Consider the following 15,715-nt stretch of genomic DNA (forward strand, 5'->3'; position numbering starts at 1 on the left):
CAGTAAAAAACATGGGAAATGTTGTCGTTAGCAGGGCCGAATCCCTGCTAACTACCAATAGGTTTGTTCGCGTTTCGCGCGGGCAATAATATTCTGTGGCATGCGCTGCTCCAACCCTTGGCGCAGTAAAGCAATCCGCTTGTGTTGACGCTGATTATCTGTCACTGAGTTATATAACCAACGATACGCATCTTCATAGTCCAGCGGGCTGCCGTAATCACGCAGTAACAGCTCAGCCAACTGAATTCTCGCATTGAGATCCCCCATTCCGGCGGCTTCCCTTAAATAGGGGATGGCCCGTTCACGGTCTTGCTGCACAAACGTACCATGCGCGTAATAACTGCCCACACGTTCTAATGCCGCAGGCAAACCTTGATGCGCAGCACTTTTGATGTAATACAATCCGAGTTCGACATTCTTATCAACGCATACTCCCCACGACAACATATCGCCATACAGGAACTCATACGAGGGCAAATTGATGCGCGTGGCGCGAGCAATAATATCCTCGACCAATTGGCATTTATCCGCTTTGACACGTTGTAAGTGTTTATTCTGCTCAATCAATCTGATGAGCTCAGATTCGCTGTAGATTGGTACCGGCTTACCGACATCACCGATTTCGTTTGCTTTCGCACCCGATAATGAGACGTACAGGCCCAACATCAGCGAAGCCGCGACAAATCGTAGCTTCATTGCTGCACTCTTAGTTCATAACTAGCCTTTGATTTAAAGTATGCGATGGCATACTGGCTAACCTGTTACTTTTATCGACCAAACTGGCCATCTCTTTAGGCAAAACTTGTCGTTTGGCGGCAATTCTTTGCCATTCGTAACCAATGATCCTAAGTATAGTGACAAAAAAACCGACTCGTAAGTCGGTTTTTGTTAAATGAACGTCTCATTAAGCGTCAAATGGGTGGAACTTAATGATGGTTTCACGGCGGTCTGGGCCAGTAGAAATCATATCTACAGGAACGCCAGTGAGTTCTTCAATGCGCTTGATATAATCTAGCGCTGCTTGAGGAAGTCCGTCAATAGATGTCACACCAAACGTAGTATCCGACCAACCTGGCAGAGTTTCATAAATCGGAGTAATGTTTTCGTATGCATCAGCCGCAAGTGGAGACACTTCCAGCACCGTACCGTCTTCAAGTTGGTAGCCAGTACAAATTTTCACTTCTTCTAAACCATCGAGTACATCAAGCTTAGTTAAGCAGAAACCCGTCACTGAGTTAATTTGCACGGCACGACGTAGTGCTACCGCATCAAACCAACCACAACGACGTTGACGGCCAGTTGTCGCACCAAACTCGGCACCTTTAGTTCCTAAGTGATGGCCAACATCATCGGATAATTCTGTTGGGAATGGACCAGCACCAACACGGGTACAGTACGCTTTTACGATACCGCAAATGTAACCTAAATGCGCAGGACCAAAACCTGAACCAGCAGCAACGCCACCAGCGGTGGTATTTGACGATGTTACATAAGGGTAAGTACCGTGGTCGATATCAAGCAAGGTTCCTTGCGCGCCTTCAAACATGATTTTATCACCACGTTTACGAGCACCATCCAGTTCATCGGTCACATCAATAACCATGGATGTCAATAAATCCGCATAGCTCATCGCTTGTTCAAGGACTTCTTCATAACTCACTGGCGCCACTTTATAGAAGTGTTCAAGTTGGAAGTTATGATATTCCATCACCGTTTTTAGCTTTTCAGCAAAGGTTTCTTTGTTAGCCAGATCGCCAACACGTAAACCACGACGAGCCACTTTATCTTCGTAGGCAGGGCCGATACCACGTCCAGTTGTACCAATCGCTTTCTTACCTAACGCCGCTTCACGAGCCTGATCTAAGGCTATGTGATATGGCAGTATTAACGGGCAGGCTTCAGAAATATAAAGGTTTTCACGGACAGGAACGCCACGCTCTTCAAGTTCTTTCATTTCATGCAACATGGCATCTGGCGATACAACCACGCCATTACCGATAATGCATTTTACGTTTTTATGAAGGATACCTGATGGAATAAGGTGGAGGACGGTTTTTTCACCATCGATAACAAGTGTATGACCCGCATTGTGGCCTCCTTGATAACGAACGACGTATTTCGCATCTTCGGTGAGAAGATCAACGATTTTTCCTTTTCCTTCGTCACCCCATTGAGTGCCGAGGACGACTACATTATTTCCCATTTTTCCAGTCTGATTGCTAGTTAAAAAAGGATTCTAGCACTGATCGATAGGCGATGCAGTCACTTTTTAAGCAAAAATAAGTCATAAAAACACGTTATTTATTACTTTTGGTTATGTTTTGGTAACTTATTCATCTGCATAGATTTTTATTACCATATTTCCAAGGGTATCGATTGCGCCACGATACATTCCTGAACTATTCATCGAAAAATGTGCCTGGCCATTGGCGTCCATCGCCACTAAGCCCCCTTCCCCCCCCATGCGTTTCAATTCACCGTGTATGATGGAATCACAAGCGGTCGCCACATCTTCCCCTAAATAGCGCATGCGGGCGGCCACATCCCCAGCCACCATTTTACGTATGAAGAATTCGCCCATTCCCGTGCAAGACACGGCCACGTTGCCATTTTCTGCAAAAGTGCCAGCGCCAATCAGGGGAGAATCCCCCACCCGTCCATACTGTTTATTGGTGATACCGCCCGTGCTTGTCGCTGCTGCCAAATTGCCTTGCTGATCAAGTGCGACAGCGCCAACCGTGCCATGTTTATCATCATCTGGGTATTCAGATTCAGAAAGCGCACATTGACCGGCCTGCCGCACTCTCATTAACTGTTCATATCGGCGCTCGGTAAAAAAGTAATCTTGTTCGGTAAAGACATACCCTTGCTTGAATGCAAAGGCTTCCGCGCCATCCCCTATCAAAAAGACATGCTCACTGTCTTGCATGACTTGCCGAGCCAGTTGTATCGGGTTTTTGATATGTCTGACTCCAGCAATGGCACCAACATTGTGCGCACGTCCTTCCATTATGGCCGCATCCATCTCGACCATTTCTTGACTGGTCATCACAGATCCTCTACCCGCATTAAATAAAGGCGAATCTTCTAATACAGTGACCGCACTGACCACGGCATCCACCGCGCTACCACCTTGCGCTAATACCGCTTGGCCCGCACACAACGAGGCTTCCAATTGCAATAGAAACTCATCGTGCAGCGCTTGGGTCATTTTTTCGCGAAGGATGGTGCCAGCCCCACCGTGAATCGCAATAGAAAAAGGTTTTGCCATCATCACGTCCTATTCATCGAATCCGGTTTATCTATAAAAAAAGCGCAAACTAAGCCAAGCTCGTTTGCGCTTCATCTCTGACTCATTCAGATAACAACACGGCCCAGAAGGCGCGCGCTATCAATCATTAGTGAGAGCAGTTTTCATCGTGTACATGGCCACCATCTTGGTGAGTATGACCATGAGCGATTTCTTCTTCTGTTGCAGCGCGTACCGCGACCACTTCCACATCAAATGTCAGTGTTTTACCTGCCAGCATGTGGTTACCATCAACCACCACTTCGTCACCATCCACTTCCGTGATTTCAACAGGCACTGGACCTTGGTCAGTATCAGCTAGGAAACGCATGCCCACTTCGATTTCATCAACGCCTTGGAATACATCGGCAGGAACACGTTGTACAAGCATGTCGCTGTGCTCACCATACGCATCTTCAGGTGAAATAGTGACAGAGAATGAGTCCCCTGCTTGTTTACCTTCAAGTTCACGTTCTAGACCAACGATTAAATTACCTTTACCGTGTAGGTAATCCAATGGAGCTTCCGTTGTTGATTGATCCACAACCACACCGTCTTCGAGTTTTACTTGGTAAGCCAGACTTGCTACCACATCGTTTTCAATTTTCATAACAGCTCCAAAGAGTCGATTTTTTGTTTAGCCTTCATTGTCAGCTAAAGCATAGATTAGATAAAGGGTATTATGAAGATCCTCACAAGAATCTCAATTATTCTGGCTTAAAAATCCCAATCATGTGCTCTTGAGTGTGTTTCGAGCCCTGTGCTTGTTTAGGAACACGCTGATCTCGATGGTGACATTCGACACATTCAACCATTTCTATATTATTTTCTATCCACCACTGCAGCGTATCCTGAGCATGGCAACTCGGACAATTAGCACCAGCAATAAAACGTTTTTTCAATGTCATGGTCTCTTTACTCCTCATCCCATTGACCAAAAGCACGGCGATCACTTTCCATTTCACGCCCAAAAATTTCTTCCAACTCTTTGCGTGCCGCTTTGGCTCGTAGTGACACTTTTTTGTCTCCGTCCTGATGAGGTAACAATTGAGTCAACATCGCAGTATCAAGACGTTCAAAGTGATTTTCCGCACGCCGCGCTTGATATGGGTGCATCCCTAATGCAATCAGAGCTTTACGACCTAAATCAAGCGCACCGAGAAAAGTCTCTCGTGAATATCCAGAGACATCCCGATTGATCAACTGATAGGCCTCAACCCGACTGCGAGCACGCGCTAATATTTTTAAGTTCGGGAAATGTTGTTGGCATAAGTTGACGATATTCAGTACCTCTTCAGGCACATCGGTACAAATAATGATCGCCTCTGCCTTGTCGGCCCCCGCCGCACGTAATAACTCTAAGCTTGAGGCATCCCCATAGAACACCTTATAACCAAACTTACGTAATAATTTGATCTGCCCAGCATCGCTTTCTAAAACCGTCAGCTTAATTTTATTGGCGTACAATAGACGACCAATCACCTGACCAAAACGGCCAAATCCCGCAATGATGACACGAGGTTCTTTATCTTGCACATCGTGGTAGAGATCATTGTCATCTTGGTGATTGAGTTGGCGTGATAACCAATATTGTTGAGCTTTGAGCAGTAACGGAGTGGTAACCATGGATAGGCTCACAATCACGAGCAAATAATCCACCTGGTCTTTCGAGAGCAAATGGTTCGCTTGGGCCGCAGTAAAGATAACAAAAGCAAATTCTCCGCCTTGGCTCAAAATCGCGGCCATTTTACTTCGCGCCCCTGAGCCGGTTCCTGCGATTCGAGCCAGAAGATAAAGAACGCCCCCTTTGATCGCAACCAAGAGCAGCACAGAGCACACAATCATCCACGGATGAACCAATAGCAACCCGAGATCGACTGACATACCAATCGCGATAAAAAACAGCCCTAAGAGCAAGCCTTTAAAGGGTTCAATCGCGACTTCAAGCTCGTGACGAAACTCGCTTTCAGCCAGTAGCACACCGGCAATAAAGGCGCCTAATGCCATAGACAAACCAAGTTGTTCCATCATGAGCGCAATGCCGATGACCAACAATAACGATGCGACGGTAAAGAGCTCACGAACCCCAGTCACGATGATATAGCGAAAAATCGGACTCAATAGATAATGGCCACCGACCATCAAGCCAATAATGCCGAGAATCATCCACAAACCATCTAACCAACTTCCGCCCTCGACGCCAGCTAACGCCGGCATCAAAGCCAGCATCGGGATGACCGCGATGTCTTGAAACAATAAGACGGAAAAGCCAGTTTGTCCGGTCTCTGTGCGCGATAATTCTTGTTCATCAATCACTCGCAGGGCAATCGCAGTCGAGGATAACGCCAAGCCCATACCAATCACTAAACTGGTACGCCAATCTAACCCGACGGTGTAAGCAATACTCGACAAGACCCCAGTCGTAATGACAACCTGCGCGCCGCCCATCCCAAGAATAGGAATCCGCATTTTCCATAGCTGTTTCGGGTTTAATTCCAATCCAATGAGAAATAACAATAAGACCACGCCAAATTCAGCAAAATGCAGAATGGCTTCGACATCACTGATAAGGCTCAGCCCCCACGGTCCAATCGCCACTCCAGCCAATAGATAGCCAATGACCGAACCTAACCCCAAGCGCTGTGCAAACGGCACAGCAATAACGGCCGCGGCTAAAAAAATCGAGCCGCTTTGGAGCAACTCTGTTGTTGATGTTGCCATTCTCTCTCCTAGATCAATTCAGGGTTATCGAGCCAACTTTTATAACGCTCGGCTTGTTGGTAACGTTCCAGATCGGAGACATTACGCGCCCAATATAAAACAAAAGGTTCAATCCAATGAGTTCGGCATAATGCAGAGGTAATTTCAAACGGACGTAATAAATCATGGATGGTAAAGCGGTTATAACCCCTAGTACTGAAGGCGTCTTCCCGTCCACCAGTGGTGATCACATGGCGCCAGTATTTACCTTGCAGCGCACTGTAGTCACCAAACGCAAACCCTTTACCAAGGACACAATCAATCCATTCTTTCAATAGCGATGGACATGAGTACATATACAATGGGTGTTGGAACACAATCACATCATGAGATAAGAGCCGTTGATGCTCGGTGTGCACATCAATAAAAAAATCGGGATATGTCGCATACAAATCAACGATCGTGACATGCTCTAACTGACGTGCTTTGCGAATCAATATTTTATTCGCAACAGACTGATCCGGATCAGGATGAGCATAGATGATCAGTATTTTTGGCAAAGGTTTTGCCGAAGAGTGCGACTCAGTCATACCTAATTCCCTTTCCCTAACATGTTTTTCAAGTCATTTGTATCATAACTCAATTTGTATAATGATCGACATTTATCCTGAGAACCCCTACTATTCCTTGCGCAATTTCGAGGACAAGCAACCTATATGATTATCTTCTCAGACATACAGTTACTTCGTGGCGGTAAACCGCTGCTTGATGGGGCATCTGCCACCATTCATCCCGGCGACAAAGTCGGCCTTGTTGGCAAGAACGGTTGTGGTAAATCCACATTATTTGCCTTACTCAAAGATGAATTATCTCTCGATGGCGGGAGCTTAAGCCAACCTACACAATGGGAACTGGCTTGGGTTGCGCAAGAAACCCCTGCATTAGAACGTACCGCGCTCGATTACGTGATCGATGGCGATCGCGAATATCGTCGTCTAGAGCAAGATCTGGAACAAGCGAACCTCGAAAATAACGGCCACCGTGTTGCTGAGCTGCACGGCAAGATGGAAACCATTGGCGGCTACAGCATCAATGCCCGCGCAGCCGAATTACTTGATGGCCTCGGTTTTAGCCAAGAGAAAATGCAATGGCATTTAACTCAATTCTCGGGCGGATGGCGGATGCGACTCAACCTCGCACAAGCCTTGTTATGTCGCTCGGATCTTCTCTTGCTCGATGAGCCAACCAACCACTTGGATCTGGATGCCGTCATGTGGCTGGAACGCTGGCTACAAAACTACCCAGGTACGCTCATCATTATTTCTCACGACCGAGATTTTCTTGACCCCATTGTTAACCGTATTGTGCAAATCGAGAACCAACAACTCAATGAGTACACCGGTAACTACTCGTCGTTTGAAACGCAACGTGCGCAAAAACTGATGCTGCAGCAAGCCATGTACGAGAAACAAAAGAAGCAAATGTCGCATATGCAAAGCTACATTGACCGCTTCCGCTATAAAGCGTCTAAAGCTCGCCAAGCTCAGAGTCGTATTAAAGCCCTCGAAAAAATGGAAAAAGTGTTACCCGCCCAATTCGATAATCCCTTTACCTTCGAGTTTCGCGAACCGGATGCGCTGCCAAATCCTATTATCATGATGGACGAAGTGCATGCAGGATATGGCGATACACTGATTCTCAAAAATATTCGTTTTAACTTAGTCCCAGGAAGCCGAATTGGGTTACTCGGACGCAATGGCGCCGGTAAATCCACGCTCATCAAGTTACTCTCCAATGACCTAGCGCCTCAAGCGGGCGAATTGAGTTATTCTCAAGGGGTCAAAATTGGCTATTTTGCTCAGCATCAACTGGAAACATTGCATCCTGAAGAAACGCCGTTACAGCACCTGATGCAAATCGCCAGCCATCACACCGAGCAGCAATTGCGTGATTATCTGGGAAGCTTTGGATTTCAGGGAGACAAAGCGTTAGACCCGGTTGGCCCATTTTCTGGCGGAGAAAAAGCGCGTTTAGTCTTGGCCTTGTTAGTCTGGCAAAAACCCAACTTATTATTGCTCGATGAACCGACTAACCACTTAGATTTGGACATGCGTCAAGCTCTTACGATGGCGTTGCAAAGTTATGAAGGGGCAATGGTGATCGTTAGCCATGATCGCTATTTATTGCGAGCCACTACGGATGACCTCTATCTTGTCCATGATCAACAAGTGGTCCCATTCGATGGGGACTTGAATGATTACTACAAATGGCTCACCGACCAACAAAAAATCGCGCGCAAAGAAGTCGCGGATTCCAACAGTAACCCCGATAAAGACACGGGCAATAGCGCCGCGGCGAAAAAAGAGCAGAAACGTCGCGATGCCGAGTTTCGTAAACAAACCGGGCCAATTCGCAAAAAGCTGACACAACTGGAAAGCAAGCTCGATACATTGAATGCACAAATAGCGGACGCTGAAGAAGCGCTGTCTGATGCACAACTGTATGACGTTGCAAATAAAGCCAAATTGACCGACATTCTCGCCCAACAAGCCACCAGTAAATCGGCGCTGGAAGAAGTCGAGATGGAGTGGATGATGCAACAAGAAGCCCTTGAGGCCATGGAGAAGGAATACAATCAGTAATGAATAAACAGACGCGACCTCTTTTAACACTGGATCAACTTTGGCAATTCAGCTTGCAATATTACAGTGCGCGAGAGATCAAAGAGGCCTGTTTACACTTACAAAATCATTTCCATGGTAACGTCAACTTGCTACTCACACTCAAATGGCTTGATGAAGCACAGTTGACGTTCGCTCCCCAAGATTGGAGCACACTGACCCACAGTTTGACACATATTGACGCGTTACTGCGAGACTATCGTGATCTTAGACGTAAACTCAAAGCACAAGTGAGTGATGCTTTATATAAAGAAACCCTCCATTTCGAACTGCAACTGGAGAAGCAGCAACAAACGGCGCTCGTCAACTGTATCAATACGTTAGAGCTCAATCCCTGTGAGACGCCACAACTCGTCGAGCAATATTGTCTACAATTAGGTGCAGAACGTTTAGCCCGTATTTTTATACAACCCGTACAGGCTCATTATCACACCCCTTAACCTAAGGTGCTTAATATCATGGACGTGTTTACTCCAGCGGCCGGACTGACCAACCCCCATTTGCAAACCATATTACCGCGTTATTTCCGCCGTCAGCCGCTATTTACTCCCTACCGAGAAACCATCGACACACCGGATGGCGATTTTCTCGATCTCGCTTGGAGCATGGATTATCGTCATGTCAGCGCCTCGAATAAACCGGTGTTTGTGTTGTTCCACGGTCTCGAGGGCAGCTTTGAGAGCCCGTATGCCAACGGACTGATGCACGCCTTTCAACAACAAGGATGGATCGCCGTCCTAATGCATTTTCGTGGCTGCAGTGGCCGACCCAATCTACAGGCAAGAGCCTATCATTCCGGAGAAACCGACGATGCTCGATTAACGCTTGAGCATGTGAAGCGATTATGCCCCAATCGCCCCATTATCGCTGCCGGGGTCTCTTTAGGGGGCAATATGTTGACCAATTATTTAGCCCGATTTCGTGAAGACCCGATTGTCGATGCGGCCACCGTCATTTCAGCGCCTCTGGATCTCGCCGCTTGTTCTGAGCGTATCGAGCAAGGAATGTCTCGTGTCTATCGCCGTTACCTGATGGGCTCATTAAAGCGTAATGCATTGCTAAAAATCGATTTACTGCGGCCACGACTGGGCATTGAGGCGCGCGCGATTAAACAGCTTCGTAAACTCAGTGACTTTGATGAATTGATTACGGCGCCATTACACCACTTTGAGAGTGCCGCTGACTATTATCATCAATGTTCGGGCATGCAGCGTTTAACCGAGATCACGGTGCCAACCTATTTTATTCAGGCCAAAGACGATCCTTTCATGAATGAAGCCGTCATTCCGCAATTTGCCTTGCCCAGTCATCTGCATTATTGTCTGACCAAGCATGGCGGACATGTTGGCTTCATCAGTGGTGATTGGCGACATCCCCGTTATTGGTTAGAGGAACATTTACCGAGTTATTACGCCCATTTCCTTAACGACACGGCATCCGCCGATGCTGAAAACCGTGTGTCATCGTGACATACTATCGTGATATTCAGTTCCCTATGAGGCTATTATGATCATCCCTTGGCAACAAATCGATGCCGACACACTCGACAATCTAATCCGTGAGTTTGTCCTACGTGAAGGAACGGATTACGGCTCACAAGAAGTGACGCTCGATCAAAAAGTGCAACAAGTGAAGCAGCAAATACAATCCGGTGATGCGGTTGTGGTGTACTCCGAACTTCATGAAACGGTCGATATCAAACGCGACCTCTAAACAGTGCTCAGGGACAGAGCGTTTTTCCGTGCTATAGTAAATCCAACGCGATTCATTCGCATCGTTATCAATCAGGAATCAAAAGACAAGGTTTGTCATGTCAGCGAAACATCCCATCATTGCCGTTACCGGTTCCTCAGGAGCCGGCACAACAACGACATCCGAAGCATTTCGCAAAATGTTTAATATGATGTCAGTGAAACCCGCATGGGTAGAAGGTGATAGTTTTCATCGTTATACCCGACCTGAAATGGACGTCGCGATCCGCAAAGCGCGCGAACAAGGCCGTCATATCAGTTACTTTGGCCCTGAAGCCAATAACTTTGCCGCGCTTGGCGACTTTTTCCGTCAGTATGGTAAAGATGGTTCAGGACAAATTCGTCGCTATTTGCACAGCTTTGATGAGGCGGTTCCCTATAACCAAATGCCGGGCACATTTACCCCATGGCAAGACATCCCCGAACAAACCGATGTGCTGTTTTATGAAGGTCTGCATGGCGGCGTAGTCGATGGGGATATTAACGTGGCACAACACGTCGACTTTCTGATTGGCATGGTCCCCATTGTTAACTTGGAATGGATTCAGAAGTACGTGCGTGACACACGCGACCGCGGCCATTCGCGCGAAGCGGTGATGGACTCCATTGTCCGCTCTATGGACGACTATCTCAAATACATCACGCCGCAGTTTTCACGTACACACATCAACTTTCAGCGTGTTCCGACGGTGGACACATCCAACCCTCTGAATGCCAAAGGGATTCCAAGTTTAGACGAAAGTTTTGTGGTCATTCGTCTACGCGGTATCAAACACGTCGACTTTCCCTATCTGCTTTCTATGATTGATAGTTCATTTATGTCACAGCATAATACGATTGTTGTACCGGGCGGAAAAATGAGTTTTGCTATGGAACTGATTGTTCGACCGATCCTACAACAATTAATCGAAAGTGGAAAAATTGGGTGATTCATTCTGTTCAAATGCCGCTTACTTTTCATACCGTGATCATAAGCACGTTTTTGCGCAGTAAATCCCCCTTTGTAAGCGATTTAAATCAAGAAATTCCGCGTGAAAAAGGATACTATTTCATAACGGAAACACAAGAAAACTTGCGGTGAATCCAAACTCTTCTTATTCTAGGAAGTCATGAGGCTTCGCTAAATTAAACATGGATAGCGGCAAGCGTACCCTGCAGAGGAAGTGAGATATTATGGTTCTAGGTAAACCTCAAACCGACCCAACTTTAGAGTGGTTTCTTTCACATTGTCACATTCATAAGTACCCTTCTAAAAGCACGTTAATTCATGCGGGTGAGAAGGCTGAAACTCTTTACTACATTGTAAAAGGTTCAGTGGCGGTATTGATTAAAGATGAAGAAGGCAAGGAAATGATCCTTTCCTACTTAAACCAAGGTGACTTTATTGGTGAGCTTGGTCTCTTTGAGGAAGGACAAGAACGTACCGCTTGGGTTCGTGCTAAGTCACCTTGTGAAGTGGCTGAAATTTCATTTAAGAAATTCCGTCAGTTAATTCAGGTTAACCCTGACATTCTGATGCGTCTATCTGGGCAAATGGCAAGTCGTCTTCAAGTCACCAGTCAGAAAGTGGGCGATCTCGCTTTCCTAGACGTGACCGGTCGTATTGCGCAAACGCTACTTAACCTAGCAAAACAACCTGATGCAATGACGCACCCAGACGGAATGCAAATCAAGATTACACGCCAAGAGATCGGTCAGATCGTCGGGTGTTCTCGCGAAACAGTGGGCCGTATACTAAAAATGCTAGAAGAGCAGAACTTGATTTCTGCCCACGGTAAAACCATTGTTGTGTACGGGACTCGTTAAGTTTTAACGCATCTCGTAGAATCAAAACCACCGCACCTACACGGTGGTTTTTTTATGCCTGTAATATCGCTAACTTTTACGGTCAGTACTTTGGAAAATTTTATCCGCATTCGCGGCGACAAACCCTTGATACAACTGCCCATCGGCTTGCGGATAGCGTTTCGCAAACTCATAAAATCCTCCGGGAATACTCGCATCCATGTCGGAAAAGATCACACCGACCTCGTCCGCCATCGTCGAGGACTGTTCGAGTAACACCTGTGGCGTTCCTTTCACTGTGCCGCCAATATCATTGAGGGTAAAACCTTGTTCCTCCAAGTAATCGTTAAGCGACTCCACGCTGGCAAAACGCGATAATTGATTAACACTCACAGTAAAATGATTCGCCCCATACCCATGAGCCGCAACCCACGCCGCGTACTCACTCTCCTGAGAAAGCTCGAAGTATTCCGAGTAGCTCACATCCCAAGGACGGCCTTGCCATAAGAACTCAGGCGTTGACCAAGGCAAATCGTCAATCTGCCCAATCAAGCGTGCCACAATAGCCTGCAGTGCTTGACTGCATTCATCGAGATGCAACTCACTGATGAACACTTTAGGTAGCGTTGCGTCGGGATGACGTAAATGCTTGGCGTATAAATGCTTCGCTTCAAAATGATAATCCCCTTCAGCTTGGTATCCCAAGTCTAAAAAAGGCTTCGCTAGCACCTCTAAGCCAATGTCGCGATGGGCAAAAGTACGCAAAGCAATATGGTCATTAATCAAGGGCGACTCTTCTTGTAACAAAGCATGAACTTGCAATGCAGAAGGACATAAGCGTGTCGTATAGTCTTGCCACAAAGCGTCAAATACATCATGGATGTGCATGGTGCCTCCTTAGGTTGAGATCGGCGCTAGAAAGAGAGACCTGGGCTTTTTTGCTCGGGCAGTACGGTACACGCACCTTCCATTGAAGCCATTGGGTACGCACAATAATCCGCAGCATAATAAGCGCTCGGCCGTAAATTACCGGAATCTCCTGGTCCACCAAATGGCGCATCGCTGCTCGCCCCAGTCAGTGCTCGGTTGCGATTAACAATGCCCGCTCGAATATGTGTAATGAAAAACTCCCACTCCTTATCCTCAGTAGAAATCAATCCGGCAGACAGGCCAAAGCGAGTGTCATTTGCAAGATCAACCGCCTGCGGTAAGGTTTGGTAACGAATCACTTGCAAGAGAGGACCAAAATATTCTTCATCCGGTAAATCGGCCACCTTGGTGACATCAATAATGCCCGGCGAGACAAACGCATGGCTTCCTTGCTGCGCCTCAAGTAACGCGCTCGCTCCTTGAGATTGGAGCTTGGCTTGCGCGTGCAAGATATGCTTTGCCGCGGCTTGAGAAATCAGCGGCCCCATAAATGGCGCCGGCTCTGCGAACGGAGTGCCCATAACAAGCCGTTGAGTCACCTCAATTAAACGCTCTAATAACGCATCACCATGTGCCCCCTCTGGTACATATAAGCGACGTGCACAGGTACAACGTTGACCTGCGCTCAAAAAAGCCGATTGAACAATCGTATAAACCGTCGCTTCGACATCACCATAATGGTTTGAAACTACCAAAGGATTGTTGCCCCCCATTTCCAGAGCTAACATTTTCCCCGGCTGTCCGGCAAATTGTCGATGCAAAAGCTGTCCAGTCTGCGCGCTGCCAGTAAACAAGAGCCCATCAATCCCTTTCGACTCGGCCAATGCTATGCCAGTTTCTTTCGCGCCCTGCACCAAATTCAGGACACCGTCAGGCAAGCCCGCTTGCTGCCACAGACGCACCATTAATTCACCACATAAAGGGGTTTGTTCTGAAGGCTTAAATACAATGGTATTGCCAGCTAATAATGCTGGAATAATATGCCCATTGGGGAGATGACAAGGGAAGTTATAAGGACCAAACACCGCCATGACTCCCAAAGGGCGATGGCGAAGGACCACTTGATTACCATTCACGGTTTTCGCATGCTCTCCTGTGCGCTCATGATACGCTTGAGCCGAGATGGTCGCCTTACCGACCATGGCCGCCGCTTCATTGCGCGTTTCCCACAAGGGTTTGCCTGTCTCTTGAGCAATGGTTTGGGCGATGTGCTCTTTATTTTGCTTGACGACGTCAACAAACGCCGAGACATAAGCTTCTCGCTCAGCAAACGTGGATTGTCGCCAGTCGACTAATGCCGCGCGCGCGGCCGCCACCGCGGACGCCACTTGTTGAGCCGTGGCACCTTTCCCCTCCCATAGTATGCTCGCATCGTAAGGCGTCTTAGAACAAAGCGACGCGCCTTCACCGCTCAGCCATTTTCCTGCAATCCAATGTGTCATGATGTCTCCCTTATATGTCCTTATTCACCTAACATGCTAATACACGGACGAGATCTCCGGTGGTCACCAATAACGCTTGAGCCACATCCGGCGCTAAAATCACACTGTGATTTTCAACATTGATCGCGGCTTTCGCGGCGGTTGCTCGGAAACGTTGAAATTCGGTATTGATCAGCAAATAGTCTTTACAACTGGTATGCTCTGCCACTTCCACCGAATAACACTGTGACTGCCTCACCGACTCAATATGCTCTCGATCACATTCAACCGTTGGTCCCCCATCGAAAATATCAATGTAATTTCGGCACACGAACCCTTCCTGCTCTAATAACCGTAGAGCTGGTTTGGTGTTTTCATGGACTTTGCCAATCACAGCTTGCGCTTCTGGGCTTAATAAATTGACATAAATTGGCAGCTTGGGCATAAGGTCGGCAATGAAGCCTTTCTTACCCGTCCCGGTTAGATAGTCGGCCATAGTAAAATCGATTGAGAAAAAATGCTGCTGTAGCCACTGCCAAAATGGCGAGTGCCCTTCTGCATTGGATACGCCGCGCATTTCAGCGAAAATGGTACGAGAAAACCGCTCTGGATACTGGGCAAGCATCAACAAGCGACATTTAGACAACAGCCGCCCATTCAAACCACCACAAAATTGTGGCCTTAAGAACAGCGTGCAAATTTCCGAACACCCGGTGTAGTTATTACCAAAGGTTAACACCTTGACCACATTATTGACGTTCAAGCGTCGAGAAGAATGGACAATGGTACTGATATGATAGGAGTAAAACGGGACATCCCAGCCTACGGCCGCTTCAATCCCCGTGGTTCCGGCTACCTCACCGGTTTCTGAATCCACAGCCACCATGAGATACCCTTCATCTCCTGGTTGGCAAACACCGCTTTTCGCAAAACTGTTTTCAGAATGTTGAATACGATTTTTCAATAACACTTCATTGACAGGCAATGAGGTAAACCCATGTCCTGATTCGACGGCACATCGGTGAAGTGCTTCATAATCTGACATTGCGATAGGGCGAACTACTAGCATCAACATTCCCTCCAGATGCTAAGGGCCCTTCGCGGGCCCCTACTTCATTTATCACCACACGCTCTGCACTCGGCATCAAACGAGATGGC

At 47.3% G+C, this 15,715-nt stretch carries 16 protein-coding genes; 6 read left to right on the plus strand and 10 right to left on the minus strand.

The window, feature by feature from the left end; translation table 11 throughout:
* Positions 1 to 51 precede the first annotated feature (51 nt).
* The 7 genes from motX to kefG all read right to left on the minus strand — a co-directional run bounded on the left by motX (position 52) and on the right by kefG (position 6,579).
* Positions 52 to 696, minus strand: a complete 645-nt coding sequence (gene motX / locus EAE30_RS17035; RefSeq protein WP_123016988.1) for a flagellar protein MotX — start codon at positions 694 to 696, stop codon at positions 52 to 54.
* Positions 697 to 904: 208 nt separating this feature from the next.
* Positions 905 to 2,203: an adenylosuccinate synthase gene (locus tag EAE30_RS17040; RefSeq protein WP_123016989.1), complete on the minus strand. Its 1,299-nt coding sequence runs from the start codon at positions 2,201 to 2,203 to the stop codon at positions 905 to 907.
* A gap of 126 nt (positions 2,204 to 2,329) precedes the next feature.
* Entirely contained in the window at positions 2,330 to 3,271 is a 942-nt protein-coding gene (locus tag EAE30_RS17045; protein WP_123016990.1) for an isoaspartyl peptidase/L-asparaginase family protein, read from the minus strand.
* 127 nt (positions 3,272 to 3,398) lie between these two features.
* Positions 3,399 to 3,899, minus strand: a complete 501-nt coding sequence (gene slyD, locus EAE30_RS17050; RefSeq protein WP_123016991.1) for a peptidylprolyl isomerase — start codon at positions 3,897 to 3,899, stop codon at positions 3,399 to 3,401.
* Positions 3,900 to 3,996: 97 nt separating this feature from the next.
* Positions 3,997 to 4,197, minus strand: coding sequence for a YheV family putative zinc ribbon protein (locus EAE30_RS17055; RefSeq protein WP_123016992.1), 201 nt, complete (start codon positions 4,195 to 4,197; stop codon positions 3,997 to 3,999).
* Between the two features lie 7 nt (positions 4,198 to 4,204).
* The gene (gene kefB / locus EAE30_RS17060) at positions 4,205 to 6,010 is read right to left on the minus strand and encodes a glutathione-regulated potassium-efflux system protein KefB (protein WP_123016993.1); all 1,806 of its coding nucleotides are present in this window, start codon (positions 6,008 to 6,010) and stop codon (positions 4,205 to 4,207) included.
* A gap of 8 nt (positions 6,011 to 6,018) precedes the next feature.
* A complete protein-coding gene (gene kefG, locus EAE30_RS17065; RefSeq protein WP_123016994.1) occupies positions 6,019 to 6,579 on the minus strand; it encodes a glutathione-regulated potassium-efflux system ancillary protein KefG in 561 nt (186 codons plus the stop codon).
* A 126-nt stretch (positions 6,580 to 6,705) separates the two neighbouring features.
* Here kefG and EAE30_RS17070 point away from each other — a divergent pair, with 126 nt between their 5' ends.
* The 6 genes from EAE30_RS17070 to crp all read left to right on the plus strand — a co-directional run bounded on the left by EAE30_RS17070 (position 6,706) and on the right by crp (position 12,227).
* On the plus strand, positions 6,706 to 8,631 hold the full coding sequence (locus EAE30_RS17070; RefSeq protein ID WP_123016995.1) for an ABC transporter ATP-binding protein: 1,926 nt from the start codon (positions 6,706 to 6,708) through the stop codon (positions 8,629 to 8,631).
* The gene (locus tag EAE30_RS17075; RefSeq protein ID WP_123016996.1) at positions 8,631 to 9,110 is read left to right on the plus strand and encodes a TIGR02444 family protein; all 480 of its coding nucleotides are present in this window, start codon (positions 8,631 to 8,633) and stop codon (positions 9,108 to 9,110) included. Before EAE30_RS17070 ends, EAE30_RS17075 begins: the two co-directional genes overlap by 1 nt.
* A gap of 18 nt (positions 9,111 to 9,128) precedes the next feature.
* Positions 9,129 to 10,139 carry a hydrolase gene (locus EAE30_RS17080; RefSeq protein WP_123016997.1) on the plus strand — a complete coding sequence of 337 codons (1,011 nt, stop codon included), beginning with the start codon at positions 9,129 to 9,131 and terminating at the stop codon, positions 10,137 to 10,139.
* Between the two features lie 37 nt (positions 10,140 to 10,176).
* Positions 10,177 to 10,383: a YheU family protein gene (locus EAE30_RS17085; RefSeq protein WP_123016998.1), complete on the plus strand. Its 207-nt coding sequence runs from the start codon at positions 10,177 to 10,179 to the stop codon at positions 10,381 to 10,383.
* A gap of 97 nt (positions 10,384 to 10,480) precedes the next feature.
* Entirely contained in the window at positions 10,481 to 11,350 is an 870-nt protein-coding gene (locus tag EAE30_RS17090) for a phosphoribulokinase (protein WP_123016999.1), read from the plus strand.
* 244 nt (positions 11,351 to 11,594) lie between these two features.
* Entirely contained in the window at positions 11,595 to 12,227 is a 633-nt protein-coding gene (crp, locus tag EAE30_RS17095; protein WP_077314098.1) for a cAMP-activated global transcriptional regulator CRP, read from the plus strand.
* A gap of 69 nt (positions 12,228 to 12,296) precedes the next feature.
* On the opposite strand, the gene EAE30_RS17100 is transcribed toward crp, so the two are convergent.
* Genes EAE30_RS17100 through astA form a run of 3 tightly spaced genes read right to left on the minus strand, consistent with a single transcriptional unit; the run spans position 12,297 to position 15,626 of the window.
* The gene (locus EAE30_RS17100) at positions 12,297 to 13,094 is read right to left on the minus strand and encodes a DUF1338 domain-containing protein (protein WP_123017000.1); all 798 of its coding nucleotides are present in this window, start codon (positions 13,092 to 13,094) and stop codon (positions 12,297 to 12,299) included.
* Between the two features lie 26 nt (positions 13,095 to 13,120).
* A complete protein-coding gene (gene astD / locus EAE30_RS17105) occupies positions 13,121 to 14,578 on the minus strand; it encodes a succinylglutamate-semialdehyde dehydrogenase (RefSeq protein WP_123017001.1) in 1,458 nt (485 codons plus the stop codon).
* Between the two features lie 28 nt (positions 14,579 to 14,606).
* Positions 14,607 to 15,626 carry an arginine N-succinyltransferase gene (astA, locus tag EAE30_RS17110; protein WP_123017002.1) on the minus strand — a complete coding sequence of 340 codons (1,020 nt, stop codon included), beginning with the start codon at positions 15,624 to 15,626 and terminating at the stop codon, positions 14,607 to 14,609.
* Positions 15,627 to 15,715: the final 89 nt, after the last annotated feature.

Origin of the sequence: Vibrio zhugei (assembly GCF_003716875.1) — a bacterium.
GTDB classification, from domain to species: domain Bacteria; phylum Pseudomonadota; class Gammaproteobacteria; order Enterobacterales; family Vibrionaceae; genus Vibrio; species Vibrio zhugei.

Bases quoted from the DNA above. Each gene is read 5' to 3' on its own strand.
- motX (WP_123016988.1), bottom strand. From the start codon at position 696: ATGAAGCTACGATTTGTCGCGGCTTCGCTGATGTTGGGCCTGTACGTC.
- EAE30_RS17040 (WP_123016989.1), bottom strand. From the start codon at position 2,203: ATGGGAAATAATGTAGTCGTCCTCGGCACTCAATGGGGTGACGAAGGA.
- EAE30_RS17045 (WP_123016990.1), bottom strand. From the start codon at position 3,271: ATGGCAAAACCTTTTTCTATTGCGATTCACGGTGGGGCTGGCACCATC.
- slyD (WP_123016991.1), bottom strand. From the start codon at position 3,899: ATGAAAATTGAAAACGATGTGGTAGCAAGTCTGGCTTACCAAGTAAAA.
- EAE30_RS17055 (WP_123016992.1), bottom strand. From the start codon at position 4,197: ATGACATTGAAAAAACGTTTTATTGCTGGTGCTAATTGTCCGAGTTGC.
- kefB (WP_123016993.1), bottom strand. From the start codon at position 6,010: ATGGCAACATCAACAACAGAGTTGCTCCAAAGCGGCTCGATTTTTTTA.
- kefG (WP_123016994.1), bottom strand. From the start codon at position 6,579: ATGACTGAGTCGCACTCTTCGGCAAAACCTTTGCCAAAAATACTGATC.
- EAE30_RS17070 (WP_123016995.1), top strand. From the start codon at position 6,706: ATGATTATCTTCTCAGACATACAGTTACTTCGTGGCGGTAAACCGCTG.
- EAE30_RS17075 (WP_123016996.1), top strand. From the start codon at position 8,631: ATGAATAAACAGACGCGACCTCTTTTAACACTGGATCAACTTTGGCAA.
- EAE30_RS17080 (WP_123016997.1), top strand. From the start codon at position 9,129: ATGGACGTGTTTACTCCAGCGGCCGGACTGACCAACCCCCATTTGCAA.
- EAE30_RS17085 (WP_123016998.1), top strand. From the start codon at position 10,177: ATGATCATCCCTTGGCAACAAATCGATGCCGACACACTCGACAATCTA.
- EAE30_RS17090 (WP_123016999.1), top strand. From the start codon at position 10,481: ATGTCAGCGAAACATCCCATCATTGCCGTTACCGGTTCCTCAGGAGCC.
- crp (WP_077314098.1), top strand. From the start codon at position 11,595: ATGGTTCTAGGTAAACCTCAAACCGACCCAACTTTAGAGTGGTTTCTT.
- EAE30_RS17100 (WP_123017000.1), bottom strand. From the start codon at position 13,094: ATGCACATCCATGATGTATTTGACGCTTTGTGGCAAGACTATACGACA.
- astD (WP_123017001.1), bottom strand. From the start codon at position 14,578: ATGACACATTGGATTGCAGGAAAATGGCTGAGCGGTGAAGGCGCGTCG.
- astA (WP_123017002.1), bottom strand. From the start codon at position 15,626: ATGCTAGTAGTTCGCCCTATCGCAATGTCAGATTATGAAGCACTTCAC.